This is a genomic window from Pseudomonas sp. Tav-5-1A, assembly GCF_055755055.1.
Window position 1 is genome coordinate 973,418 of sequence record NZ_CM146901.1, and the last position, 24,391, is coordinate 997,808.

At 66.7% G+C, this 24,391-nt stretch carries 17 protein-coding genes; 12 read left to right on the forward strand and 5 right to left on the reverse strand.

Annotation, left to right across the window (positions count from 1 at the left end; genetic code table 11):
- The first annotated feature begins 130 nt into the window (after positions 1 to 130).
- The gene (locus tag AC0J42_RS04480) at positions 131 to 910 is read left to right on the forward strand and encodes an energy transducer TonB (RefSeq protein ID WP_473005356.1); all 780 of its coding nucleotides are present in this window, start codon (positions 131 to 133) and stop codon (positions 908 to 910) included.
- The gene (gene rimI, locus AC0J42_RS04485) at positions 903 to 1,355 is read left to right on the forward strand and encodes a ribosomal protein S18-alanine N-acetyltransferase (protein ID WP_027976748.1); all 453 of its coding nucleotides are present in this window, start codon (positions 903 to 905) and stop codon (positions 1,353 to 1,355) included. Before AC0J42_RS04480 ends, rimI begins: the two co-directional genes overlap by 8 nt.
- 4 nt (positions 1,356 to 1,359) lie before the next feature.
- On the opposite strand, the gene AC0J42_RS04490 is transcribed toward rimI, so the two are convergent.
- Both AC0J42_RS04490 and cra read right to left on the reverse strand, forming a co-directional pair.
- A complete protein-coding gene (locus AC0J42_RS04490; RefSeq protein WP_473005357.1) occupies positions 1,360 to 2,136 on the reverse strand; it encodes a TatD family hydrolase in 777 nt (258 codons plus the stop codon).
- 3 nt (positions 2,137 to 2,139) lie between these two features.
- Entirely contained in the window at positions 2,140 to 3,135 is a 996-nt protein-coding gene (gene cra / locus AC0J42_RS04495; protein WP_416422449.1) for a catabolite repressor/activator, read from the reverse strand.
- 340 nt (positions 3,136 to 3,475) lie between these two features.
- Between cra and ptsP the strand changes: the two genes are divergently transcribed.
- The 5 genes from ptsP (at position 3,476) to AC0J42_RS04520 (ending at position 11,580) form a co-directional block, all read left to right on the forward strand.
- Complete coding sequence (gene ptsP / locus AC0J42_RS04500; protein WP_473005358.1) at positions 3,476 to 6,349, forward strand: phosphoenolpyruvate--protein phosphotransferase; 2,874 nt, start codon at positions 3,476 to 3,478, stop codon at positions 6,347 to 6,349.
- Positions 6,349 to 7,290 (forward strand): 1-phosphofructokinase, encoded by a 942-nt coding sequence (gene pfkB / locus AC0J42_RS04505; RefSeq protein ID WP_416422451.1) that lies wholly within the window; start codon positions 6,349 to 6,351, stop codon positions 7,288 to 7,290. Before ptsP ends, pfkB begins: the two co-directional genes overlap by 1 nt.
- Before the next feature lie 11 nt (positions 7,291 to 7,301).
- Positions 7,302 to 9,038, forward strand: coding sequence for a PTS fructose-like transporter subunit IIB (locus AC0J42_RS04510; protein WP_416422452.1), 1,737 nt, complete (start codon positions 7,302 to 7,304; stop codon positions 9,036 to 9,038).
- A gap of 531 nt (positions 9,039 to 9,569) precedes the next feature.
- Entirely contained in the window at positions 9,570 to 9,845 is a 276-nt protein-coding gene (locus AC0J42_RS04515) for a hypothetical protein (protein WP_416422453.1), read from the forward strand.
- A 181-nt stretch (positions 9,846 to 10,026) separates the two neighbouring features.
- Entirely contained in the window at positions 10,027 to 11,580 is a 1,554-nt protein-coding gene (locus AC0J42_RS04520) for an alkaline phosphatase D family protein (RefSeq protein ID WP_473005359.1), read from the forward strand.
- A gap of 102 nt (positions 11,581 to 11,682) precedes the next feature.
- Here the strand turns inward: AC0J42_RS04520 and AC0J42_RS04525 are convergent, their stop codons facing one another.
- Together AC0J42_RS04525 and AC0J42_RS04530 are read right to left on the reverse strand one after the other, a co-directional pair.
- A complete protein-coding gene (locus AC0J42_RS04525) occupies positions 11,683 to 14,055 on the reverse strand; it encodes a PepSY domain-containing protein (RefSeq protein WP_473005360.1) in 2,373 nt (790 codons plus the stop codon).
- A gap of 116 nt (positions 14,056 to 14,171) precedes the next feature.
- Positions 14,172 to 16,478, reverse strand: a complete 2,307-nt coding sequence (locus AC0J42_RS04530) for a TonB-dependent receptor (RefSeq protein WP_416422456.1) — start codon at positions 16,476 to 16,478, stop codon at positions 14,172 to 14,174.
- A 208-nt stretch (positions 16,479 to 16,686) separates the two neighbouring features.
- Here AC0J42_RS04530 and AC0J42_RS04535 point away from each other — a divergent pair, with 208 nt between their 5' ends.
- On the forward strand, positions 16,687 to 17,367 hold the full coding sequence (locus tag AC0J42_RS04535) for a Fe2+-dependent dioxygenase (RefSeq protein ID WP_416422457.1): 681 nt from the start codon (positions 16,687 to 16,689) through the stop codon (positions 17,365 to 17,367).
- 1 nt (position 17,368) lies between these two features.
- Entirely contained in the window at positions 17,369 to 18,115 is a 747-nt protein-coding gene (locus AC0J42_RS04540; RefSeq protein WP_473005361.1) for a tetratricopeptide repeat protein, read from the forward strand.
- A 158-nt stretch (positions 18,116 to 18,273) separates the two neighbouring features.
- Here the strand turns inward: AC0J42_RS04540 and AC0J42_RS04545 are convergent, their stop codons facing one another.
- On the reverse strand, positions 18,274 to 19,437 hold the full coding sequence (locus AC0J42_RS04545; RefSeq protein WP_158152702.1) for a type III PLP-dependent enzyme: 1,164 nt from the start codon (positions 19,435 to 19,437) through the stop codon (positions 18,274 to 18,276).
- Between the two features lie 480 nt (positions 19,438 to 19,917).
- Between AC0J42_RS04545 and AC0J42_RS04550 the strand changes: the two genes are divergently transcribed.
- From AC0J42_RS04550 to AC0J42_RS04560, 3 genes are all read left to right on the forward strand, one after another.
- Positions 19,918 to 20,490, forward strand: a complete 573-nt coding sequence (locus AC0J42_RS04550; protein WP_473005362.1) for a hypothetical protein — start codon at positions 19,918 to 19,920, stop codon at positions 20,488 to 20,490.
- A 150-nt stretch (positions 20,491 to 20,640) separates the two neighbouring features.
- Complete coding sequence (locus AC0J42_RS04555; protein WP_473005363.1) at positions 20,641 to 21,837, forward strand: sigma-70 family RNA polymerase sigma factor; 1,197 nt, start codon at positions 20,641 to 20,643, stop codon at positions 21,835 to 21,837.
- A gap of 62 nt (positions 21,838 to 21,899) precedes the next feature.
- Positions 21,900 to 24,320 carry a TonB-dependent siderophore receptor gene (locus tag AC0J42_RS04560; RefSeq protein WP_473005364.1) on the forward strand — a complete coding sequence of 807 codons (2,421 nt, stop codon included), beginning with the start codon at positions 21,900 to 21,902 and terminating at the stop codon, positions 24,318 to 24,320.
- Positions 24,321 to 24,391: the final 71 nt, after the last annotated feature.

The window sequence follows — 24,391 nt, forward strand, 5'->3', positions numbered from 1 at the left end:
TTGTACTGCATCAATCGCCCGATCATTGAGCCCCTGATCGACTTGCCGGCGCTTTGTGCGCATCAACTGCGGCGCGGCGCACAGAACGGCGGTAGAATTGGCGTTTAACTTATCCACAGATGGCCGCGCTTTGTTGATCGAATCCAGTCGCCGCGCTTATTTGGCCGCCATGCAAGTGGTGCAATGGCTGCCGCGCACCGAATTGCCGTTCGCCGCGCCGTCGCGCCCCGAGTTGCTGGCGCCGCCTGCGCCCCTCGAGCCGCCCGTCGTCGAGCAGCCGCCAGCCGGCGCCGCCGTGGCCCGCGCGCCGGAGCGGCCGAAAATCGAGCGCCCGAAAATAGAAGTGCCGCGGCCCACGGCCAAGGCCGTCAGCAAGCCCGTGGCCGAGCCCGAAGCCGCGCCCGTGGCGCCCAAGGTGGTGCAGGCGCCGCCGCCGCGCTTCGCCCTGCAGCTGCTGCGCGCCGGTGCCTGCCTGATCCTGGTGGAGCTGCCCACCGGCGAGCCGTTCCAGAGCCGCGACCCGGCCTACCTGCTGCTCAAGGACATGCTGCGCGCCGCCGGCCTGCCCGACGCCCCGCAGATCATCGGCGAGCCGGTGCGCTGGCCGCTGCTGGTGCGCGGCAACCTCGACCAGGGTCCGGAAGCGGCGCGCGATTTCGTCCAGGGCTTCGTCCTGGCGCGTCTGGAAGACGCCCCCTGCACCTGCCTGTGGCTGGTGGGCCTGCCGGCCGTGCGTTTCGCTGGCGAGGCCGTTGCCGAAGATTATTACCGTGAGTTGCAGGTGGAAGGGCTGGGCAGCGCCTGGTGCCTGCCGGGCCTGGAACTGTTGATGGACGAGCCGCACCGCAAGGCGGACGTCTGGAAAGCCATGCGCCAACTGATGGCGCGCTGGAAACCGAACAATGAGTGATGCCGTAACCTTCCGCCGCATGACCGAGGCGGACCTTGAAGCCGTCCTGAAAATCGAATACGCCGCCTACAGCCACCCCTGGACCCGCGGCATCTTCCTCGACGGGCTGAAGTCCTACGAGATCTGGCTGATGTTCGAGGGTGAACAGCAGGTCGGCCACGGCGTGATCAACGTGATCATCGACGAGGCGCACCTGCTCAACATCACCGTCAAGCCCGAAAGCCAGGGCCGCGGCCTGGGCCTGCGCCTGCTGGAACGGCTGATGAGCCGCGCCTACGAAATGAACGGGCGCGAGTGCTTCCTGGAAGTGCGCGACAGCAACCGTTCGGCCTACCGCCTGTACGAGCGTTTCGGCTTCAACGAGATTGGCCGTCGCCGTGATTACTACCCGATTGCCGGTGGCCGCGAAGACGCGCTGGTAATGGCCTGCACCCTGTTCGAATAACGCCCTACCAGTTGAACAGCGCGCAGGCGTTGGCCGTGCTGGCCGCGCCCAGTGCCTGCAGCTCCACCCCCATCAGTTCGGCCAACGCCTGGGCAATCTGCGGCAGGTGCTCGGGGCTGTTGCGCTGGCCGGCGAACATCACCGGCGCCATGTCCGGCGCGTCGGTCTCCAGCACCACGGCTTCCAGCGGCAGGCGCGCCACGGTCTTGCGCAGCTTCACCGCCTGCGGCCAGGTGGCCGCGCCGCCCAGGCCCAGCTTGAAGCCCAGCTTCATGTATTCCCGGGCTTCTTCGTAGCTGCCGGCAAAGGCATGGATGATGCCGCCGCGTTTGAGCTTGAAGCGCTTGAGCGTGGCGATCACCGCCGCGTGGCTGCGGCGCACGTGCAGCAACACCGGCAACTCGAACTCGGCCGCCAGGGCCAGCTGGGCTTCGAACAGCACCTGCTGGCGGTCGCGGTCCAGGTCCTCAAGGAAATAGTCCAGGCCGAACTCGCCCACCGCGCACAACTGGCGGTGCCCCGCCAGGCGGGCCAGCCAGTTGTGCAACTCCTGTACATGGGCGGGTGAGTGCTCGTCCAGGTAGACGGGGTGCAGGCCCAGGGCGGCGTACAGCTGCCCGTCGCCTTGCACCAGGTCCCACACGCGCTGCCAGTTGGCCTGGTGCACGCCCAGCACCACCATGCGCTCCACGCCAAGGGCGCGGGCGTTGGCCAGCAGGGCAGGGCGATCGACGTCGAAATCCGGGAAATCCAGATGCGTGTGGGTGTCGATCAGCCCCATGGTTCAGGCCTCGAAGATGCGCTGTTTGAAGGTACGGGCGATGGCGTGCACGCCGGGCCGGTACTCATTGCGCTCCACCGCTGCCAGCGCCAGTTCCAGCGCGGTGCTGGCGATCAGGTCGTGCTGCTGGCCCATGGCGTTTATGGGCAGGGGCAGGAAGTCCAGCAACTGGGTGTCGCCGAAGGTGGCCAGGTGCAGCGACGGGAACTCGGCCTGGTGGCCTTGCAGCACGTCGAACACCCCTTGCAGCAGCACGTAGGAGGTGGTCACCAGCGCTTCGGGCAGGTGCCCCAGTTGCTCGATCAGTTGCAGCATCGACTGGCGGCCGCACTCACGGCTGAACGACTCGCCCTCGGCCACCAGCACCTTGCCCTTGAAGCCTTCCACCGCCTGGTGGAAACCGGCGGCCCGCTCGCGGCTGATGCTCAGCTCGGGGCGTGCGGCAATCAGGGCGATGTCCTTGGGCGCCGGGCGCAGGATGCTGCTGGTCAGTTGCAGGGCGGCGTTGCGGTCGTCACTGACCACCGAGCAGAACCGGGTTTCGTCCAGCACTCGGTCGATGGCCACCACCGGCATGCCTTTGTCCTGCAACTCCAGGTAGCTGGTGTCGCCGGGCGGCAAGCAACTGGCCACGAACAGCGCGTCGCAGCGGCGGGCCTTGAACAGCTGCTGCAATTGCAGCTCGCTGGCCGGCTCGTCGTCGGAGCTGGCGATCAGCAGCTGGTAGCCGTGCTCGCGCGCGCGTTTTTCCAGGCGCTTGGCAATGCGTGCGTAACTGGGGTTTTCCAGGTCGGGCAGGATAAAGCCCAGGGTGCGGGTGTGGCGGCTGCGCAGGCCGGCGGCCTGGGGGTTGGGCGTGAAGCCGTGCTCTTGCACCACCGCCTGCACGCGTTCGACCGTGGTCTTGCTGATGCGCTGCTGTTGCGCCTTGCCGTTGATCACATAGCTGGCGGTGGTCACCGACACTCCGGCGAGGCGGGCAATATCACTGAGTTTCAACCGAGTATTCCTTGTTATACGGCGCGCTAAACGCGCAGGCCTACGCATTTTTCACGATCATGAGGCGCGGTGGCAGCCGACCAATGTCGCAGCGCCACCGTCAGTTGGGCTTCAATGCCTGAAGATTATCGGGTAACGTGCCTGTCATTCTAGGTTAAACGATTCAGCTTGGACGTTTTCTGCCGAAAATTTTTCTGTCGGACCGGTCAGGTTATGGTTCGTGGAATACCAGCTGATGGGCGTCAACCAGCCAGGGGCTGACCAGGCCGTGATTTCGGCCCTATGCTGAACCCTTAAAACAAGACTTCTGCATCCGCCGGATGCCGCAAAGGAGATTGGCATGCTCGAGCTCACTATAGAGCAGATATCCATGGGCCAGACGGCGGTGGATAAACCCGCCGCCCTGCACCTGCTGGCCGACAAACTGGTGGCTGATGGCCTGGTTGCCGAGGGCTACCTGGCCGGCCTGCAAGCCCGTGAAGCTCAGGGCTCGACCTTCCTGGGGCAGGGCATCGCCATTCCCCACGGCACCCCCGACACCCGCGACCTGGTGCACGCCACCGGCGTGCGCCTGCTGCAGTTTCCCGACGGCGTGGACTGGGGCGACGGCCAGATCGTCTACCTGGCCATCGGCATCGCCGCCAAGTCCGACGAACACCTGCGCCTGCTGCAACTGCTGACCCGCGCCCTGGGCGAGACCGACCTGGGCCAGGCGCTGCGCCGCGCCAGCAGCCCCGAAGCGTTGTTGAAACTGCTGCAGGGTGCGCCGCAAGAGCTGGCGCTGGACGCGCAGATGATCAGCCTCAGCGTGGCCGCCGAAGACTTCGAAGAACTGGTGTGGCGCGGCGCCCGCCTGCTGCGCCAGGCCGACTGCGTCAGCAACGGCTTCGCCGCTATTCTGCAGCAGGTCGAGGCGCTGCCCCTGGGCGATGGCCTGTGGTGGCTGCACAGCGAACAGACGGTGAAAAAGCCCGGCCTGGCCTTCGTTACCCCGCAACAACCGCTGCGCTACCTGGGCCAGCCGCTGACCGGGCTGTTCTGCCTGGCCAGCCTGGGCGAGGCCCACCAGGCGCTGCTGGAACGCCTGTGCGCCCTGCTGATCGAGGGGCGTGGCCAGGAACTGGGCCGCGCCACCAGCACCCGCGCGGTGCTGGAAGTGCTGGGTGGCGAGCTGCCGGCCGACTGGCCCAGCGCGCGCATCGGCCTGCCCAACGCCCACGGCCTGCACGCGCGCCCGGCGAAGGAGCTGGCGCAACTGGCGAAGAGCTTTGACGGCGAGATTCGCCTGCGCGTGGTCGACAGCCATGAGCCGGCGGTGTCGGCGAAAAGCCTGAGCAAGCTGCTGAGCCTGGGCGCCCGCCGTGGCCAGGTGCTGGAGTTCATCGCCGAACCGAGCATTGCCGACGACGCCCTGCCAGCGCTGCTGGCCGCGGTGGAAGGTGGCCTGGGCGAGGAAGTCGAGCCGCTGCCGCTGGTGGTGGAAACCACGGTGGTGCAGGTCGAGGAAGTGGCGGTCATCACCCCCAAGGTGCAGGCGCCGGTGGCCGGCCAGCAGATCAACGGCATCGCCGCCGCGCCGGGCATCGCCATGGGCCCGGCCCATGTGCACGTGCTGCAGACGTTCGATTACCCGCTGCGCGGTGAATCCCATGACATTGAACACCAGCGCCTGCAAGGCGCGCTGGTGCAGGTGCGCGAAGACATCGAAGGCCTGATCCGCCGCAGCCCGGCCAAGGCCATCCGCGAGATCTTCGTCACCCACCAGGAAATGCTCGACGACCCGGCCCTGACCGACGAAGTGGCCGGCCGCCTCAAGCAGGGCGAAAGCGCCCCCGCCGCCTGGATCAGCGTGATCGAAGCCGCCGCCGTGCAGCAGGAAAGCCTGGCCGACGCGCTGCTGGCCGAGCGCGCCGCCGACCTGCGCGACATCGGCCGCCGGGTGCTGGCGCAGCTGTGTGGCGTGGCCAGCCTCGACGAACCAAGCCAACCCTACATTCTGGTGATGGATGAAGTCGGCCCCTCGGACGTGGCGCGCCTGGACCCGGCCCGCGTGGCCGGCATCCTCACCGCCCGTGGCGGCGCTACCGCCCACAGCGCCATCGTCGCCCGCGCACTGGGCATCCCGGCCATCGTCGGTGCCGGCGACGCCGTGCTGCTGTTGACGTCCGGCTGCCCGCTGCTGCTCGACGGCCAGCGCGGCCAACTTATCGTCGACCCCAGCGACGCGGTGCGCCAACAGGCCATCGAAGAACGTGAACAGCGCGCCCGCCGCCAGGAAGCCGCCAACGCCCGCCGCCTGGAAACTGCGGTCACCCGCGACGGCCACGCCGTGGAGGTATTCGCCAACATCGGTGAAAGCGCCGGCGTGAAGGCCGCCGTGGAGCAGGGCGCCGAAGGCGTCGGCCTGCTGCGCACCGAGCTGATTTTCATGGCCCACGCCCAGGCCCCCGACGAGGCCGTGCAGGAAGCCGAATACCGCCGCGTGCTCGACGGCCTGGCCGGCCGGCCGCTGGTGGTGCGCACCCTCGACGTGGGCGGTGACAAGCCGCTGCCGTACTGGCCGATCGCCAAGGAAGAAAACCCCTTCCTCGGCGTGCGCGGCATCCGCCTGACCCTGCAACGCCCCGACGTCATGGAAAGCCAGCTACGCGCGCTGTTGCGCGCCGCCGACAACCGCCCGCTGCGCATCATGTTCCCCATGGTCGGCAGCGTCGACGAGTGGCGCCAGGCCCGCGACATGACCGAGCGCCTGCGCCTGGAAATCCCGGTGGCCGACCTGCAACTGGGCATCATGATCGAGGTGCCGTCTGCCGCCCTGCTGGCGCCGGTGCTGGCCAAGGAAGTGGACTTCTTCAGCGTCGGTACCAACGACCTGACCCAGTACACCCTGGCCATCGACCGTGGCCACCCGACCCTGTCGGCCCAGGCCGACGGCCTGCACCCGGCGGTGCTGCAACTGATCGACATCACCGTGCGGGCCGCCCACGCCCATGGCAAATGGGTGGGCATCTGCGGCGAACTGGCCGCCGACCCCGTGGCCGTGCCGCTGCTGGTGGGCCTGGGCGTGGATGAATTGAGTGTCTCGGCGCGCAGCATTGCCGAGGTGAAGGCCGGGGTCCGCGAGCTGACCCTGAGCGAAGCGAAAGGCCTGGCGCAGACCGCGCTGGGCCTGGGCAGCGCCCTGGAAGTGCGCGCCCTGGTGGAGAACGCCTGATGGCCAAGATTCTGACCCTCACCCTGAACCCGGCGCTGGACCTGACCGTGGAGCTCAACAGCCTGCTGGTGGGCGACGTCAACCGCAGCACCGCCATGCACAGCCACGCCGCCGGCAAGGGCGTCAACGTCGCCCAGGTGCTGGCCGACCTGGGCCATGAACTGACCGTGGCCGGTTTCCTCGGCCAGGACAATGCCCTGCCGTTCGAGGCGCTGTTCAAGGCCCGGGGCTTTACCGACGAGTTCATCCGCGTGCCGGGCGAGACCCGCAGCAACATCAAGCTGGCCGAAAGCGGCGGGCGCATCACCGACCTCAATGGCCCCGGCGCCTTCGTCGACGACGACGCCCAGGCCGCGCTGCTGGCGCGCCTGGTGCAAATCGCCCCTGGCCACGATGCCGTAGTGGTTGCTGGTAGCCTGCCGCGGGGCATCAGCGCCCAGTGGCTGCAGGCGTTGCTGGAAAAACTGGTAGGCATGGGCCTTAAAGTGGCCCTGGACACCAGCGGTGCCGCCCTGCGCGCCGGCCTGGCCACCCAGCCGTGGCTGATCAAACCCAACACCGACGAGCTCAGCGAAGTGTTCGGCGAGCGCATCGACACCCCGGCGCAACAGGCCGCCGTGGCCAAGCGCCTGCTGGCCCAGGGCATCGCCAACGTGGTCATCTCCCAGGGCGCCCTGGGCGTCACCTGGTTCAGCGCCCAGCCCACCCTGCAAGCGTTGCCGCCCACCGTCGACATCGCCAGCACCGTGGGCGCCGGCGATTCGCTGCTGGCCGGCATGGTGCATGGCCTGCTCAGCGGTAGCACGCCTGAGCAAGCCCTGTGCACCGCCACGGCCATCGCCGCCATGGCGGTCAGCCAGATCGGTTTCGGCATCAGTGACCACGCCCTGCTGGCGCGGCTCGAAAGCGGCGTCTGCGTACGCACGCTGACAGAACAATAAGAGGGATTGCGATGAAACTTGCCATTGTCACGGCCTGCCCCAGCGGCCGCGTCTCCAGCGTGCTCAGCGCCCGCCTGCTCGATGCCGTGGCCCAGCGCCAGGGCTGGAGCACCAGCGTCGAAGTGCACGACCCGCAACACCCGGAAAACAAACTCTCGCCGGCGGCCATCGAAGCCGCCGACTGGGTGCTGGTAGTCAACACCGGGCCCATCGACCTCAGCCGCTTCGTTGGCAAACGCCTGTTCCAGAGCACGCCGGCCGCCGCCCTGCAGGACGCCGACGGCTTCCTGCGCCAGGCCGCCGAGCAGGCCCGCGTGCATGAGGCGCAAGCGCCGGTGGCCGCGGCTGCCGTAGTCAGCGACCGCGCCCCACGGCTGGTGGCCATCACCGCCTGCCCAACCGGCGTGGCGCACACCTTCATGGCCGCCGAGGCCCTGCAGACCGCTGCCAAGCAGAAGGGCTACGACCTGCAGGTCGAGACCCAGGGCTCGGTCGGCGCGCGCAACCCGCTCAGCGCCGCCGCCATCCAGGACGCCGACGTGGTGCTGCTGGCCGCCGACATCGACGTGGCCACCGAGCGTTTCGCCGGCAAGCGCATCTACCGCTGCGGCACCGGCATCGCCCTCAAGCAGGCCGCGTCGATCCTCGACAAGGCCCTGGCCGAAGGCAAGCCCGAGTCGGCAGCGGCCGCGGGCAACGCCGCCCCGGCCAAGCAGGAAAAGACCGGCGCCTACAAGCACCTGCTCACCGGCGTGTCGTACATGCTGCCCATGGTGGTGGCGGGTGGCCTGATGATCGCCCTGTCGTTCGTGTTCGGTATCACCGCGTTCAAGGAGCCCGGCACCCTGGCCGCCGCCTTGATGCAGATCGGCGGTGACAGCGCCTTCAAGCTGATGGTGCCGCTGCTGGCGGGCTACATCGCCTATTCCATCGCCGACCGCCCGGGCCTGGCCCCCGGCATGATCGGCGGCCTGCTGGCCAGCACCCTGGGCGCAGGCTTCATCGGCGGCATCGTCGCCGGCTTCATTGCCGGCTACGCGGCCAAGGCCATCAACCGCTACGCGCGGCTGCCAGCCAGCCTGGAGGCGCTGAAACCGATCCTGATCATCCCGCTGCTGGCCAGCCTGTTCACCGGCTTGGTGATGATCTACGTGGTGGGCAAGCCGGTGGCCGGCATGCTCGAGGCGCTCACCCACTTCCTCGACAGCATGGGCACCACCAACGCCATCCTGCTGGGCGTGCTGCTGGGCGGCATGATGTGCGTCGACCTGGGCGGGCCGATCAACAAGGCCGCCTACGCCTTCTCGGTGGGCCTGCTGGCCTCGCAAAGCTACGCGCCCATGGCCGCCACCATGGCCGCCGGCATGGTGCCGCCCATCGGCTTGGGCATCGCCACCTTCCTGGCCCGGCGCAAATTCGCCCAAAGCGAGCGCGAAGCCGGCAAGGCGGCGCTGGTGCTGGGCCTGTGCTTCATCTCCGAAGGCGCCATCCCCTTCGCCGCCAAGGACCCGCTGCGCGTCATCCCCGCCAGCATCGCCGGCGGCGCGCTCACCGGCGCGCTGTCCATGTACTTCGGCTGCAAACTCATGGCGCCCCACGGCGGCCTCTTCGTGATGCTTATCCCCAACGCCATCAACCATGCGTTGTTGTACCTGCTGGCGATCATCGCTGGCGCGGTGGTGACGGCGGTGGTGTATGCGGTGATCAAGAAGGCCGAAGTGGTGGAGCTGACGGCCGAGCCGGCGTAAAGGCCGCGTCCCAGGGCCCCGCGCAATGATCGGGCACCCTGCAAACCGCGGACGCCGCCTGCGGCAGCTGCTACGGGGCCAAGTGACGTCCTGTAGCAGCGGCCGCAAGGCCGCGTCCGAGGGCCCCGCGCAATGATCGGGCACCCTGCAAACCGCGGACGCCGCCTGCGGCAGCTGCTACGGGTCCAAGGGACGTCCTGTAGCAGCGGCCGTGAGGCCGCGTCCGAGGGCCCCGCGCAACGATCAGGCACCCTGTCAGACCCCACGGAACCCGGGCTGTAGGACATTTCCCAAGTTGCTTTTTGGGGGTTGTCGATGCCTCCAAACAGGGGGATATTGCCCTCCGGCATCCACACGGATGGCCGGGTTTGACAGCTCGAATCCCTATCTACTATTTCCATGCACGTAGCGGTAGCTGTGCGCGGGGCGCCCAGCTGGGCGCGCCGGAGGGTGGTAGATACTTCGGTCTGTCAACCCGCGCACAGCCGCCACCCATTTCGGGCGTGGCCCACCTTTTCAACGGAATGTCCCATGTCTGACTTTTTACCCTGCGACAGCAACTGCACCTCCAACCCCGTCCTGTTCATCGACGCCGATGCGCCCATGGCCGACCTGTTCCAGTTCGCCGATGCCCGCGTGCGCGCCGTGCGTGACATGCTCAAGAGCCTGTCGTGCATGGGCTACCGCTCCCTGGACGACGATGACCTGAGCCACTTCGCCACCGGCTGCGCGCTGCTGCTGGAAAACGGCTGCGACGCCCTGAACGTCTACGGCCAACGCCTGCAGCGTGGGCAAGCAGCGCTTTAATCACACGCCGCACCGCCCTGTATTTCCCGCTCGAACCAGCTGGCTTCACCTTCTGCAAACACATTGATGGGAAACGCCTTGCTCCCCAGGCACGGTCAGGTCGTGCCCGCAGGGTTGTCACACCCCCTTCACGCGCATGCGCTCTACTGAGCCCTTTTCCGCGAACAGGGAGCCGCGCGCCATGACCGATTTCACCTTCCCCCGCCGCCGTCTGCTGCAAGTGGCTGGCGCCGGCCTGCTGTTGCCGGGCCTGGCGCCCGCCGTGATCGCCTCGGTGAAGGACCGCCCGCAGCTGACCGACGGCGTGCAGTCCGGCGACCTGCTGGGGGACAAGGCCATGGTATGGAGCCGCACCGACCGGCCAGCGCGCATGGTGGTGGAGTGGGACACCCGCAGCGTGTTCAGCAACCCGCGCCGCTTCATCTCGGCGCTGGCCGATGCGCGCACCGACTTCACCGCACGGGTGGAACTGAGCGGGCTGCCGGTGGACCAGGCGATTTTCTACCGCGTCACCTTCGAGGACGCCCAGACCGGCGTCGCCAGCGAGCCCTGGTTCGGCCACCTGCGCAGCGCGCCCAGCCAGCGCCGCGACATCCGCTTCGTGTGGAGCGGTGACACGGTAGGGCAGGGCTTCGGCATCAACCCGGACATCGGTGGCATGCGCATCTACGAGGCCATGCGCCTGCGCCTGCCGGACTTCTTTATCCACAGCGGCGACACCATCTACGCCGACAGCCCGGTGCCGGCGCAGCTCACGGTGGAAGGCGGGCGCATCTGGCGCAACATCACCACCGAAGCCAAGAGCAAGGTGGCCGAGACCCTGGACGAATACCGCGGCAACTACCGCTACAACCTACTGGATGAAAACCTGCGCCGCTTCAACGCCGAGGTGCCGCAGATCTGGCAGTGGGACGACCACGAGGTGATCAACAACTGGTCGCCCAGCAAGCAACTGGACGAGCGCTACCAGACCCGCGACATCAATGTGCTGGTGAGCCGCGCGCGCCAGGCGTGGCTGGAGTATTCACCCATGCGCCGCCAGCAGGCCGACAACGGCGGGCGCATCTACCGCAAGCTCAGCTACGGGCCGCTGCTGGACGTGTTCGTGCTGGACATGCGCAGCTACCGCGGCGGCAACAGCGCCAACCTGCAGGAGCAGATGAGCGCCGACAGCGCCTTCATGGGCCGCGCGCAGCTGGACTGGTTGAAGCAGCAGTTGAAGGCCTCCACCGCCCAGTGGAAGGTGGTGGCGGCTGACATGCCCATCGGCCTGGGCGTGCCGGACGGCGAGGTGAGCCCGGGCGTGGAACGCTGGGAAGCCATTGCCAACAACGACCCGGGTGCGCCGAAGGGCCGCGAGCTGGAAATGGCCGAGCTGGTGGCGTTCCTGCGCGAGAATAAAGTGCGCAACCATGTGTGGCTGACGGCGGATGTGCACTACTGCGCAGCCCACCACTACCACCCCGACCGCGCAGCGTTCCAGGACTTCGAGCCGTTCTGGGAGTTCGTTGCCGGGCCGCTGAACGCCGGGGCGTTCGGGCCCAATGCGCTGGACAAGACCTTCGGCCCCGAGGTGGTGTTCCAGAAGGCGCCGCCGGCGCAGAACAGCTCGCCGCTTGCCGGCTTCCAGTTCTTTGGCGAGGTGGGCATTGAAGGGCAGAGCGGGGAGTTGACGGTGACCTTGCGCGACCTGGATGGCGTGGCGGTATTTGCGCAGAAGCTGCAGCCTGCATAAATCTCAAACGCATCTGTGGGAGCTGGCTTGCCAGCGAGTTGTTGAGGCCCGAAAAGCTCGCTGGCAAGCCAGCTCCCACAGAAGTCAGTTGCTACGGCAGAATCAATACACGTCCCGCCGATAACGCCCCTGCTCGCTCAGTGACTCCACCGTCGCCTCGCCCAGCACCTCGCGCAGTGCTTCATCCACGCCGCCCGCCATGCCCTGCAAGCTGCCGCACACGTAGATCAACGCGCCCTCGGCCACCCACTCACGCACCTCGCAGGCTTGCTCGCGCAGGCGGTCCTGCACGTAGATTTTCCTGGCCTGGTCGCGCGAGAACGCCAGGTCCAGGCGCTGCAGGTCGCCGCTGGCCAGCCAGCCTTGCAGCTCGCCCTGGCAGAGGAAGTCATGCGCCGCGTTGCGCTCGCCGAAGATCAGCCAGTTGCGTGTACGGCCCTTGGCCACCCGCGCCTTGAGCAGGCTGCGCAGCCCCGCCAGGCCAGTGCCGTTGCCGATGAGGATGACCGGCGCGGCGTCGCGCGGGGCATGGAAGCCCGCGTTGCGGCGCAAGTGCAGGCTGATGGCCGCGCCCACTGGCGCATGCTCGGTGAGCCAGCCGGAGCCCAAACCCAGGCTGCCGTCGGGGTGGCGCTCCTGGCGCACAATCAGTTCCAGGCGGCCGTCGGCGGGCAGCGAGGCAATGGAGTATTCCCGCGCCTGGGTCTGCAGCGGCACGTCGGTGCTCAGGCGCGGCATCACTTCCACCAGGTCGCCGGCTTCCCAACTGTGTGGCGCCGGCGGCGTCAGGCCCAGCAGGTACACCGGTGCGCCCTGGCTGCCCGGGTTGAGCAGCCGGCGCTCGCTCAGGGTCCACTCTTCATACAGCGGCGCCTGCCAGGCCATGATCGGCTGGGCACCGGTGAGCTGGCCCAGTTGCTCCTGCCAGTGCTGCAGCGCCTGCGCATCGCCGCTGTCCACTTCCACCGGGGCGAACGCGTGGCGTGCGCCGCTCGCGTCCAGCCATTGGTGCAGGCGTTGGCCGAAGCCGCAGAAGTGCTGGTACTGGCGGTCACCCAGGGCCAGCAGGGCGTAGTTCAATTGCGCCAGCGACCCACCCTGGCCGAGCACCTTGCGCTCGAAACCACGGGCGCTGTCCGGCGCCTCGCCGTCACCGAAAGTGCTGACCACGAACAGCGCGTTGCTGGCCTGGCGCAGGTCCTGCTCGGCCAGGCGCGCCAGCGGTTCCACGCGCACGGCAATGCCGGCCGCCTGCAGCTGGCCGGCGCTCTGCCAGGCCAGTTGCTCGGCGAAACCGCTCTGGCTGGCGTAGCCGATCAGCCAGGCGTCGCCTTGCCCGGTGCCGGGCTCCAGGCCCTGGCGCGCAGCGCGCACTTGGCGTTGCTTGCGGCGGCGGTCCAGGTACAGCAGCCAGCCGGTGACGAAGAACAGCGGCATGGTCAGCGCGGCCAGGGTGTTCAAAATCCGCCCGGCCAGGCCGAAATAGCTGCCCACGTGCAGGGCATACACGCTGTCCAGCAGTTGGCCACCCAAGGCCTTGTCGGCGAAGCGCTCGTGGCGGCGTACCTTGCCGGTCATGGGCTCGATGGTCATGCTGTTGAACGCCCGCTCATGGGGGGCGTCCTTGAGCAGGTAGAACACCGTCGCCGGCTGGCCCTGGGGCGCCAGGCGCAGGTTGTAGGCGCTCAGCTGCGGGCCGGCCTCGTTGCGAATGCTGTCCCACACCGCGTCATAGTTGATGTCCACCGGGCCGCTGGGCGGCATCGGGCGCTGCATGCGGCCGCCGCGCTGCTGGCCCTTGGGCGCGTCGCCAAGCATGGCGGTGAGGCCTTCGCGCACCCAGTCATAGGACCAGAACAGCCCGGTCACCGACAGCAGCAGGTAGAAGAACAGCACCCAGGTGCCGGCCACCGCGTGCAGGTCCCAATTGAACGCGCGGCCTTTCTTGGCCCAGTCCAGGGTCAGCCAGGCGCGCCAGTTCAACGCCTGGCGCGGCCAGCGCAGGTACAGCCCGGACAGGCAGAAAAACACCAGAATCAGCGTGCACGCCCCGGTGATGTTCTTGCCCACCTCGCCCATGGCCAGGAACCGGTGCAGTTGCAGGGTGAAGCCGAAGAAGCCTTCGCCGGTGACCTTGCCCAGCAGCTCGCCGGTGTAGGCGTTGAAGTAGCGCAGCTCGCCGCGACGCTCGCCCGGCGGCGGGCTGAAGAACACCCGCGAGGCCAGGCCGGTGTCGGTCTCCACCCACAGCGCGGCGATCGATTTACCCTGGGCCGCCGATAGCTTGGGCACCAGCACCGCAGGCGGCAGCACGCCGCTGTCCTGCACCTGCACCTTGAGGGTGGTGGGGTTCAGGGCCTGCATGATTTCGTCCTGGAAGGACACCATCGCGCCGGTCACGCCCATCAGGGCCAGGATCAGGCCTGCCGTGATGCCGAAAAACCAGTGCACTTGAAACAGTGTTTTCTTCAACACCTTAATTCACCTTGCCAGATCAGGCGTGCAGTATGCCGCATCAGTTGCGAACACGTCTCAAACACGCAAAAGCCCCGCTCAACCAGTGAGCGGGGCTTGCGGGCACTTCCGGGTTATCAGAAGTGGAAGTTGGTGCTGAACAACACGGTGCGGCCGGCTGCCTGGTTGGCGAAGTGCGCGGCGTAGGCCTTGTCGTAGTAGACCTTGTCGGTCAGGTTCTGCACGTTGAGCTGGAAGTCGACGTTCTTGCTCAGCTTGTACGCGGCCATGGCGTCGTAGCGGGTGTAGGACGGTACGTACACGGTGTTGGCCGTGTCACCCCACACTTCGCCCACGTAGAAGGCACCGCCACCGATGGTCAGCTTCGGCGCCACTTGATAGGTGGTCCACAGGCTGGCGCTGTGTTTCGGCGTGTTCGGCAGTTCCTTGCCATCGGTGGCGGCGCCACCGGTGACCGCGCCGTTACGGCCCGACAAGCCACCGCTGAGGATCTCGCTGTCCAGGTAGCTGTAGCCGGCGAACACCTGCCATTTCTCGGTGATCTTGCCGGTGGCCGACAGCTCGAAGCCGTCGACGCGGGTCTTGCCGGCGTTCTCGTAGGTGTTGGTGGCGGTCAGTACCCGGGTGTTTTCCTTCTCGGTGCGGAAGATGTCAGCGGTCAGCGACACGCGGTCCTGGAACACGTCCCACTTGGTGCCGATCTCGTAGTTCTTGGTGGTTTCGGGCTCCAGGTCGCTCTGCAGCACACTACCGTTGGCGGTCAGCGGGTTGCCGTCGATGCCTTCGTTGAGCATGGCGCCCGGCGGGGTGGCCGAGGTGGCGAACGAGGCGTAGATGCTGCCGTTGTCGGTCGGCTTGAACACCAGGCCAGCCTGCCAGTTCCAGAAGTTGGAATTGTTGGTGGTCTTGCCGGTGGCGGCGGCGTCCGCGGTGGTACGGAAGCTGTCGTAGCGCGCGCCCAGGTTCAGCAGCCATTGCGGGTCCAGCTCGATGGTGTCGAAGGCATAGATGGCGCGGGTGTTGGCCACGGTGTCGACATCGCTGGCGTGGCTGCGGGTGATGGTACCGGTGTAGGCGTCATCGGGGTTCGGGTTGCTCAGCGAGGTGCAGGTGCCGCCGTAGGTTTCGCCTGGCTGGCAACCCACGCCACCTGGCGAGGCAGCGGTCGGGTTGGTGTTGGCCGGGTTGCTGAAGGCGTAGCCGCTGACCTTGCTTTCTTCACGGGTGAACTCGACACCGGTGGAGTAGCTGTTCTTGAACCCCAGCACGTTGAACTCGCCAAACAGGTCGGTCTGGTTGGTGGTGGTCTCGGTGGTGCTGACCCGGGCGTTGGCGCGGCGCCACACGGTGCCGTATTTGTTGACGTTCTTCTGGCTGTCGTCTGGCTGGGTCAGGATGTAGTCCTGGCCGGTGTTGCCGTGGCGCAGGGTATTCTTCAGCGTCATGGTGTCGCTGAAGTCGTGTTCGAAGGCGATGGTGCTGATGTCGGCGCGGGTCTTGCGGAAGTCGCGGTCCTTCAGGCCATAGAAGTTGTTGCTGTCGCCGCCGTCGGTGGGCTTGTCGTGCACGTGGGCGGTGGCGGTGGAGGAGCTGTAGCCGTACGGGATGCCCGAGTCCGGCAGGTCGTTGCTTTCCACGTGGTAGTAGCTGAGGTTCAGGCGGTTCTCGGTGCCCAGGCCGAAGGTCACCGACGGTGCCACGCCCCAACGGTCGTAGTTCACCGCGTCGCGGCCGGCCACGTTCTGCTCGTGGCTCATCAGGTTCAGGCGGAAGGCCGCGGTGTCGAGGAACTTGCGGTTCACGTCCAGGGTGTAGCGGCGGGTCTGGTCGGAGCCGTAGGTGAAGCCGCCGTCAAGGAAGTCACGGTCCTGGGGCAGCTTGCTCACCAGGTTGATGCTGCCGCCGGCCGAGCCGCGGCCGCCGAACGCCGAGTTCGGACCCTTGCTGACTTCCACCGACTCGATGTCGAAGATCTCGCGGGTCTGCGCGCCGGTGTCACGTACGCCGTCCAGATAGGTGTCGCCCTGGGCGTCGAAGCCGCGGATGAACGGGCGGTCGCCTTGGGGGTTGCCGCCTTCGCCGGCGCCGAAGGTGATGCCGGGCACGGTGCGCAGGGCGTCCTGCAGCGAGGTGGCGGCAGTGTCCTTGATCACCTGCTGCGGGATCACTGTGACCGAGCGTGGGGTGTCGGTCAGCGGTGCGGTGTATTTGCTCGAAGCCGACTTGGTGGTCTGGTAGGAAGGCTCTTGCGCCTCGCCGGTGATGCTGGTGGCGCCCAGCGAAATGGCGCCGGTCTGCTTGGCGTCGGTGTCTTCGGCGGCTTGTGCGAACTGCGCGACCGAAGCGGCGCCCAGCGCCATGCCGATGGCGGAAACCAGCAGGCGTGGCGAGCTGACAGGAACATAAACGTGTTGGCGTGACATTGTTTTTGGCCTTCCCCAAGGTGTTCGAGGCGGCGGAATGTAGGGTAAATGAAATTAGGTATCAATTGCGACACGGTGCTATCCGCACTGAATTTACATTCTTTACACATTTTGCTTACGGTTTTTACAATTTCGTACGTCAGACAGTTGTACACAGTCAATAAGAATCAATACCATTAGCGCCCTCACGTTTTCAGGTGCCTTTGCCATGCTGCTGCACATCCCCGGAATATTCTCCCCTGAGGAGGTAGCGCGCATTCGCCAGGCCCTGGAACAGGCGGACTGGGCAGACGGCAAGATCACCGCCGGGCACCAGTCGGCCAAGGCCAAGCACAATCTGCAGCTGCCCGAGGGGCACCCGCTGGCGGTGGAAATCGGCGCGGCGATGCTGGAGCGCCTGTGGCAGAACCCGCTGTTCATGTCAGCGGCGTTACCGCACAAGGTGTTCCCACCGTTGCTGAACTGTTACACGGCCGGTGGCAATTTCGATTTCCACATCGACAACGCCGTGCGCCAAGCCCGCGGCAACCCGGAGCGGGTGCGCACCGACCTGTCCTCAACGCTGTTCTTCAGCGACCCCGACGAGTACGACGGCGGCGAGCTTGAAATCCAGGACACCTACGGGACCCAGCGGGTCAAGCTGCCGGCCGGCGACCTGGTGCTGTACCCCGGCACCAGCCTGCACAAGGTCAACGCCGTCACCCGCGGCACCCGTTTCGCCTCATTCTTCTGGACCCAGAGCCTGGTGCGCGAGGACAGCCAGCGCGCGCTGCTGTTCGAGATGGACGGCGCCATCCAGAGCCTGACCCGCGACGTGCCCGACCACCCGTCGCTGGTGCGCCTGACCGGCACCTACCACAACCTGCTGCGCCGCTGGGTGGACGTCTGACATGGGCTTCGAGCTGCGCCGCGAAGAGATCCTCGACGCCGAGCGCCTGAGCGCCATGCTCGATGCCAACCCGGCGCGCGCCGCCCAGGCCATCCTGACCGCGGCCCGCGCCGGCATCGTCGATGCCCAGGCGCTGCTGGGGCAGATCCTGCTCGACGGCCAGGGCATCGAACGCGACCCGGCGCTGGCGCGCACCTGGTTCGAGATTGCCGCCAACGGCGGCCACCTGATGGCGCGCAACATGCTCGGGCGCTGCTGCGAGCATGGCTGGGGCGGTGCGGCGGATGCCGGGCAAGCGGCGCTGCATTACCGCGAAGCGGCCGCCGCTGGGCTGGACTGGGCGCTGTACAACTACGCCAACCTGCTGGGCACCGGCCGTGGCGTGGCCCTGGACCATGAGCTGGCGCTGGTGTGCTACCGCCGCGCGGCGCTGATGGGCCACGCCAAGTCGATGAACCTGCTGGGGCGCTACCTGGAAAACGGCATGGCCTGCGCGGCCGACGTGGCCCAGGCCCATGACTGGTACCGGCGCTCGGCCGAGGCCGGGGATTTTCGCGGGCAGTTCAGCCACGCGGCGGTGCTGGCCGAGGCGGGCAGGGTGGACGAGGCGCTGCACTGGCTGCAGCGGGCGCTGGAGGGCGGCAACCTGAACTTCCTGCGGGTGAGCGGGCCGGCGTTGTTGCAGGCCAATGACGCGCGCGTGCGGGCGATGGCGGCGCACTACGCCGCCAAGGCCGCCACCCTGTAGCCGCTGCCGCAGGCTGCGCTGGCCGGCGTGTACCCTGAAAATCTCCGGTGCACGCAAGGGCCAGCGCAGCCTGCGGCAGCGGCTACGAACGGGTGGTGGTCTGATGCTCACAAAAAAGCCCGGGCACATGGCCCGGGCTTCTTCATTGCCGCAAACGCTTAGATGTAGAACGACTTCAGCGGCGGGAAGCCGTTGAACTCCACGGCGCTGTAGCTGGTGGTGTAGGCGCCGGTGGACAGCCAGTACAGGCGGTCACCGATGGCCAGGTTCAGTGGCAGGCCGTACTTGTAGTTCTCGTACATGATGTCGGCGCTGTCGCAGGTCGGGCCGGCGATGACCACTTCTTCCACTTCGCCTTTCTTCTCGGTCCAGATCGGGAACTTGATGGCTTCGTCCATGGTTTCGATCAGGCCGCTGAATTTGCCCACGTCGGTGTATACCCAACGCTCGACGGCGGTACGCGACTTGCGGGCAACCAGTACCACTTCGCTCACCAGGATACCGGCGTTGGCGATCAGCGAACGGCCCGGCTCCAGGATGATTTCCGGCAGGTCGTCGCCGAAGTCTTCCTTCAGGAAGCGGATGATTTCTTCAGCGTAGGTTTCCAGGCTGTTGGTACGGGTGATGTAGTTGGCCGGGAAGCCGCCACCCATGTTGATCAGCTTCAGGTGGATACCGTCTTCTTCCTTCAGGCGCTCGAAGATCACCTTCACCTTGGCGATGGCGGCGTCCCACACGCTGATGTCGCGCTGCTGCGAACCCACGTGGAAGGAGATGCCGTACGGCACCAGGCCCAGGTCACGGGCCAGGATCAGCAGGTCCATGGCCATGTCGGTCTGGCAGCCGAACTTGCGCGACAGGGGCCAGTCGGCAGTGGTCGAGCCTTCGGTGAGGATACGCACGTAGACTTTCGAACCCGGGGCGGCCTTGGCGATGTTGCGCAGGTCGGCTTCGGAGTCGGTGGCGAACAGGCGCACGCCCTTCTCGTAGAAGTAGCGGATGTCCTTGGACTTCTTGATGGTGTTGCCGTAGCTGATGCGCTCAGGACCGACGCCCTGGCCCATGACCTTGTCCAGCTCGTAGATGGAGGCGATGTCGAAGCTCGAACCCTTGTCACGCAGCAGGTCGATGATTTCGACCGCAGGGTTGGCCTTGACCGCGTAGTACACCTTGGCGAATTCGAAGCCGGCGCGCAGGTCGTCGTAGGCCTGGCTGATCATCTGGGTGTCGATGAGTACGAAAGGGGTTTCTTGCTTGTCGGCGAACGCCTTCATTTTCTGGAAGGTTTCGCGCGCGAAATAGTCTTCGACCTGGATCGACATGCTGGGGACTCCTGCTGGCAAACGTTGAAAATATTCATGGGTGAAGGTGGCACCCGGTGCACACCTCTCTTGACCGCCCTCCGTATCCCCACTTTGGTTCGCCTACTTCCCAAGGCATGTCGCCGAAAGCAAAAAGGCCACTGGAAGCACGCTTCCTCATGGCCTTGCTGTCTCGTCGTCAGTACTTGAGCCGGATGGATCGTTTCCAGCATGGACGGTCGGCGCGAACTTTAGGACGTGAGGGGCTCAAGATCAACTAAAAATGTCGCGTTTTTACACGCGTTCGTCGTGGCGTCCTTTTCACCTCTTTAGTAACCGACCCACATGACAGCCTGATGTTCCCGGTGTTTGGCCGGCGGGAGACGTTTCATTCTGACTATCGCCCGCCAGGATGCCCACACTGGCCCCCGCTCCACAGCAACGCCGGGCAAGCCGCCCGACGCCAAAACACTGCGTGCGCAAGCACAGGGAACTATCGACATGGGTTGGATCAATCGAGAAAAATCGTTCGTGGCCGAGGTCAAGTGCCAGACGCCACATTTCGAAGGGCATTGGGACTGCGCGGAAATTCTGCTGGACGGGCCAGGGCAGGAGCGGCGCAAGTCAGTTGAATGGCTGACCGTGACCAATTACGCCGAAGGTGAGCGCCACCTGTTCCAGTTCGACTGCTTCTACGACGAAAAGGGCTACGCCGGCTATGACATCCGTTCCTACACCTACGGCCAAGGGCGACGCTTCAACAGCATCGGCCAGCGTTTCGGCTTCAGCAGCGGCGGCTACATCGCCCTGTATCCGTTGAAGCCCACGCCCGAGATGCTGTGGCAACCTTATATATTCGCCGACGGCCAGCCACAACCTATCCTGGAGGTGCTGAAAAATGGCCGGCTGGACAACGTCCGTATCGAAACCCGCCACGGCCGCACGCTCAAGCCCTACAAACGCTACGACGCCCACCGCAGCTGGTACTGCTACGTCAATGACGAGTCAGGCCCCGCCATGGAGCTCACCTTGCACATCCAGCAACTGGGCAAGGAGCACAATGACGACCATTGATCACGGGTAGGTCAATGCCCCGTCGAAGTGGCGTCCCTGCCACTTCGGCGGGTCGTCTGTCACTCAGCGGACGGCACTCTGTAACAGTTGCAATACATTAATGGTAACCATTACCATTCGCGCCCTTTCTCCCCTCAGTAGCTGCCGACCATGACCTCCAAGCTGCGCGGCCACCCCGGTTTTCTCGAGCATTATCAGGAGCTGCTGGGCGCCTGGACGCGCCGCCTGCGCGACCGTGCGCGCGCCGAGGACCTGACCCACGACGCCTTTGTGCGCGTGCTGGAAACCCCGGCCGCGGAGGTGCAGCAGCCACGTGCCTACCTGCATCAGGCCGCGCGCAACATCGCCGTGGATGGCTACCGCCGCGAAGACCGGCGCGCCGCGCTGGAGAGCCTGGCGCTGGCGCCCGACGCGGCCGCCGGCGCCGACCCCGAAGCGTTCGTGCAGGCGGTGCAGCTGGCCGACGCTGTGGAAAAGGCGCTGGACGAGCTGCCGCCCAACTGCCGCAAGGTGTTCGTCTGGCAGAAGCTGGAGGGCCTGAGCCAGGCCGAGATCGCCGAGCGCATGGGCCTGAGCCGCAACATGGTGGAGCGCTACATGATGCGCGCGCTCAAGCACCTGCGCGGGCACCAGGCCATTCGCTACGTGGTGGCGGCCAGTATTGTCGCGGCGGCGGTATGGCTGGGCTGGTTCACCCAGCTGCGCCATGACCCGGCCTACCAGGGCCAGTTCGCCACGCTGCTGGGCGAGCGGCGGCAGTTCGACCTGCCGGACGGCTCGCACCTGGAGCTCAACAGCCGCACGCGCTTGTCGGTGAGCTTCGTCGACGGCCAGCGGCAGGTCACGCTGCAGGAAGGCGAGGCCATGTTCAGCGTCGCCCATGACCCGTCGCGGCCGTTCGTGGTGAGCGCTGGCGCCGGCACGGTGACGGTCACTGGCACGCGCTTCGACGTGCGCCGCGACCCCGACCAGGTGCAGGTGGCGGTGGAGTCCGGCACCGTGCGGGTGCAGGGCCATGCCGCGCCGGTGATGCTGACCGCAGGCCTGGGTTCGCGCATTGGCGAGGACGGCCAGGTGAGCCCGGCCGCCCCGGTGAACACCGCCGACCTCACTGCCTGGCGCAGCGGCAAGCTGGTGTTCAGCGCCGCGCCGCTGAGCGAGGTGGTGCGCGAAGTGTCCCGCTACCGCCAGCAACCGCTGCACGTCAGCGGCAAGGCCGCCCACCTGCGCCTGAGCAGCGTGTTCAAGGCCGATGACACCGACGCCCTGCTGCGCGCCTTGCCGAGCATCCTGCCGGTGAGCGTGCGCACCCTGGCCGACGGTTCGGCAGAAATTATCGCGCGCTGATTCAGGTTTTTTTGCCCTGGTTCGTCTTCCTGGCCAACTGTAACTTCAGGACAAGCCACGACGTGAACAACAACAAGCTCAATGCGTTAACCCTGGGCCTGCTGGCCATTACCTTCGGCAGTGTCGCCCCCCTGGCGTTTGCCGACCAGGCACCGGTCAGCGTGCAGATCCAGGCCCAGCCCCTGGCCGCGGCGCTGAACCAGCTGGGGCGGCAGACCGCGCTGCAACTGTTCTTCAGCCCCGACCTTGTGGCTGGCAAGCAGGCCCCGGCCGTCGCCGGCAACCTGGCGCCCGAGCAGGCCCTGAAGGCGCTGCTGGCAGGCAGCGGGCTGACCTATGAGATCAACCAGGGCAGCGCGGTGCTGCACGCCGCCCAGCCGACCGCCGCCACAGGCAGCGTCGAGCTGGCGCCCACCGACGTGAAAGTGGTGGGCGACTGGCTGGGCGACGCCGACAAGACCGTGGTGCAGAACCACCCCGGCGCGCGCACCGTGGTGCGCCGCGAAGCCATGGTGGAGCAGGGCGCGATGAACGTGCGCGACGTGCTGCGCGGCATCCCCGGCGTGCAGGTGCAGGACTCCAACGGCACCGGTGGCAGCGACATTGCCCTCAACGTCGGCGTGCGCGGCCTGACCTCACGGCTGTCGCCGCGCTCCACGGTGATGATCGATGGCGTGCCTGCGGCGTTCGCCCCCTACGGCCAGCCGCAGCTGTCCATGGCGCCGATTTCCGCCGGCAACCTCGACAGCATCGACGTGGTGCGCGGCGCCGGTTCCGTGCGCTACGGGCCGCAGAACGTCGGCGGGGTGATCAACTTCGTCACCCGCGCCATCCCTAAGGACTTCAGCGGTGACGTCAGCACCACCCTGGAAACCTCGGCCCACGGCGGCTGGAAGCACACCGAGTCGACCTTCCTCGGCGGCACCGCCGACAACGGCCTGGGTGCAGCCCTGCTGTACACCGGGGTGAACGGCAACGGCTACCGCAGCAGCAACAACGGCAACGACATCGACGACGTGCTGTTCAAGACCCACTGGGCGCTGACCGACAGCGACGAGGTGTCGCTGAACTTCCACTACTACGACGCCCGTGCCGACATGCCCGGCGGCCTCACCCAGGCCCAGTACGACCACAACCCGTACCAGTCCGACCGCGACTACGACAACTTCACCGGCCGCCGCAAGGACGTCTCGCTGAAGTGGCTGCACCAGATCGACGACGCCACCCAGCTGGAAGTGCTGACCTACTACACCGACAGCTTCCGCGGCAGCACCATCGCCGCCCGCGACCAGAAAACCCTGTCGTCCTACCCGCGCAGCTACCACACCTTCGCCGTGGAGCCGCGGCTGTCGCACCTGTTCATCGGCGACAGCGTCAGCCAGGAGGCCAGCATTGGCGTGCGCTACCTGAAGGAGGCCATGCACGAACAGAGCAGCCGCTTGGCGCTGATCGACAACACGCCCACGGTCACCCCGACTTCCGACGGCCATATTTCCCAGGACCGCACCGGCGGCACCGAGGCCACCGCGTTCTACATCGACGACAAGATCGACGTCGGCAACTGGACCATCACCCCCGGCGTGCGCTTCGAGCACATCAGCACCGACTGGCACGAGCGCCCGGTGCTCGGCACCAACGGCGTGCGCGTGCAGGCGAAGGACCGCAGCGTCGAGAGCAACGAACCGTTGCCGGCGCTGAGCGTGATGTATCACCTGTCGGATGCCTGGAAGCTGTTCGCCAACTACGAGACCTCGTTCGGCAGCCTGCAATACTTCCAGCTGGCCCAGGGCGGCATCGGCAACCAGACCGCCAGCGGCCTGGAGGCGGAGAGGGCCAAGACCTACGAGATCGGCACGCGCTATGACGACGGCACCTGGGGTGGCGAGCTGACGGCGTTCTACATCGACTTCGACCACGAGCTGCAGTACATCAGCAACGACATCGGCTGGACCAACCTGGGCGCCACCAAGCACCAGGGCATCGAGGCCTCGGTGCACTACGACCTGGCCGCGCTGGACCCACGCCTGGACGGCCTGAGCGCCAACGCCGGGTTCACCTACACCCGCGCCACCTACCAGGGCGATATCCCGGGCTTCAAGGGCCGCGACCTGCCGTTCTACTCACGCCAGGTGGCGACCGCCGGGTTGCGCTATGAAGTGAACCGCTGGACCTGGAACCTCGACGCCTTCGCCCAATCGAAGCAGCGCGCGCCGGGCACCGGCATGAACGCCGATGGCAGCTTCAACGGCAACTACATCACCAAGCCCAGTGCCGATGGGCAGTATGGGGATATGCCCGGCTACGTGACCTGGCAGGTGCGCGGGGGGTATGACTTTGGCCAGCAGCTGTCGAACCTGAAGCTGGGCGCCGGGGTGCGCAACCTGTTCGACCGCCAGTACTTCACCCGTTCCAGCGACAACAATTCGGGCATCTACCTGGGTGAACCGCGCACGTTCTATGTGCAGGCCAGTCTAGGGTTTTAAACCGGGGTGGGCATGACGCGGCCTGGCGGCCGCTGCTACGGGGGATCTCCGTAGCAGCGGCCGCAGGCCGC